Origin of the sequence: Negativicoccus succinicivorans, assembly GCF_018373335.1 — a bacterium.
In the GTDB taxonomy this organism is placed as follows: Bacteria; Bacillota; Negativicutes; order Veillonellales; family Negativicoccaceae; genus Negativicoccus; species Negativicoccus succinicivorans_A.
Window position 1 is genome coordinate 1 of sequence record NZ_JAHAHH010000115.1, and the last position, 2,163, is coordinate 2,163.

The window sequence follows — 2,163 nt, forward strand, 5'->3', positions numbered from 1 at the left end:
AAAAATTCCTATCGGCAAAGTTACAAGAAGGCTTATTACTATTGATAAAAATGTTGTAATTAAGGCTGGAATTATTGAAACATTTTCGGACGAATATTTAAGTTCAAAAAGTGATGGGGAAATCAATTACAAGCGAATTGAAAGCATTTGAAGCCATCGGCGAACATCTTGCCAATTTCATTGATGAGACGGATATTCTTGACGAACGTTCGCTGGATTATATTCACGGGCAAGGCGAAGGCATATTGAAAGTAGTTGATGGCATGAAAGAGATTATCCAAAAGATAATCGACAGAAATGTAGAGGTGCATATATGACATTATACGAAATCGGCGAAAATTACCGCGCATTGGCAGAACTTCTTGAAAGTGAAGAAGTAACACCGGAAGAAGTCGCCGATACATTTACCGCGATTGAAGATGCGGCGGGCGCAAAAATTGACGCTATCGGTTGGCTTTTCCGTAACCAAATGCGTATGGCAGAAGCCTTGAAAGCGCAAGAGGCTGAATTTGCGCAAATGCGCAAGCGTAAAGAACGCGCGATGGAACGGCTGAAAGGTTTGTGTTTAACGTATTTAACCTTAACCGACAAGCGACAAGCAGCAGGTGATTTATTCACCATTAAGCGCCGGAAGAACCCCGCGCGCGTCATCGTAAGTGATGAGGCGGCTATTCCGCGCGAATTTATTCGAGAGAAAGTTACAACGAGCGTCGACAAAACGGCCATCAAAAAAGCACTGAACGCAGGACAAGCCGTTACCGGCGCATTTCTGGAACAGGGGGAGAGCGTGGTGTTTGAGTAACTAAAAAATAAGAGACGCGTTAGGTATTCAAGAAAGGAGAAAACAACTTGTCATTTCAAATTACACGCGGCAAACAAGAACGGGCGCAGCGCATTGTGATTTACGGTATTGAAGGCATCGGAAAATCCACATTAGCATCGCAATTTCCCGCGCCTTTATTCATTGATACGGAGGGCGGCACGGCACACATGGACGTCGCGCGCTTACCCGTACCGCAAACATGGGAAGAACTGAAAGAAATGATTGCGCGCATACCGAAAGATCCGACCGTTGATGACTTTAGCACTATTGTTATTGATACCGTTGATTGGGCGGAAATGCTATGCATTGAGTACGTATGCAAAAAGCACGATAAAACCAACATCGAATCCTTTGGCTATGGTACCGGCTACACGTATGTCCGGGAAGAATTTGAACAATTTATTAAGTCGTTAAACGAGATTATCGCGGCCGGCTTGAATGTGGTACTCACGGCGCACGCGCAAATTCGTAAATTCGAGCAACCGGGAGAGGCGGGCGCGTATGACCGTTACGAATTGAAGCTGGGCAAACGCACGGCATCACAAACGGCGCCGATCATCAAAGAGTGGGCGGACATGCTTTTATTCATCAACTATGAAACAAAAGTGTACAACGTGAACGGTACGGAAAAGTACAGAGCGACCGGCGGGAAACGAACCGTGTATACCACACACACACCTGCCTATGACGCGAAAAATCGGCACGATTTACCGCCATCATTCCCGCTTTCATATGAGCCGCTTGAAAACGTTATTCCGAACCGATTTAGACGGGAAATCGACCCGCGGCTGGTCAAGCTGATGATCGACGCCGATGTAACCGACGAACAGGTACGCGCGGCAGTCGAAAAAGCAGGATATTATCCGGCATCAAAACGGCTGGAAATGTACCCGACCGAATTTGTAGAAAACAACTTGATTAAAAATTGGGACAGCGTTGTGTCCGTCATTAAAGAAAACAAAGGAGAATAACAAATGGAACAAGCAGCAAACTGGAAACAATTTGCCAATAACCCGAACGGAGAACAACAAGTGCGTGAATTGGGTTGGGGAGATGAAATTACCCAAGACAGCAATAATTTTGATCCGTTTGAAAACGGTATTTACATGTTTACCGTCAAAGAATACGAAAAGACGCGGACGCGCGGCAATGAGAAATTTCCGCCATGCAACATGGCTAAATTAACGCTCGAATTATCCGACGGGCAACGCAACGTGCGCGCCTTCGATAATCTCGTGTTGCGTAACGATTTAGAGTGGAAAATCGGGCAATTCTTTCTGTCTATCGGTATGAAGAAAGAAAACGAACGGGCACGCATTGACTTTGACGGCGCGATTGGT

General features: G+C 45.7%; 4 protein-coding genes. All 4 read left to right on the forward strand.

From position 1 onward, the window contains the following. Positions 1–137: 137 nt before the first annotated feature. Positions 138–317, forward strand: coding sequence for a hypothetical protein (locus KH813_RS06525; RefSeq protein ID WP_303994536.1), 180 nt, complete (start codon positions 138–140; stop codon positions 315–317). After that, complete coding sequence (locus KH813_RS06530; RefSeq protein WP_303994537.1) at positions 314–802, forward strand: siphovirus Gp157 family protein; 489 nt, start codon at positions 314–316, stop codon at positions 800–802. The genes KH813_RS06525 and KH813_RS06530 overlap by 4 nt, the downstream gene beginning before the upstream one ends. 47 nt (positions 803–849) lie before the next feature. Beyond that, on the forward strand, positions 850–1,794 hold the full coding sequence (locus KH813_RS06535) for an ATP-binding protein (protein WP_303994538.1): 945 nt from the start codon (positions 850–852) through the stop codon (positions 1,792–1,794). Between the two features lie 3 nt (positions 1,795–1,797). Further along, positions 1,798–2,163 (forward strand): hypothetical protein (locus KH813_RS06540; RefSeq protein ID WP_303994539.1); only part of this gene is annotated, 366 nt, incomplete at its 3' end.

Bases quoted from the DNA above. Each gene is read 5' to 3' on its own strand.
- KH813_RS06530 (WP_303994537.1), top strand. From the start codon at position 314: ATGACATTATACGAAATCGGCGAAAATTACCGCGCATTGGCAGAACTT.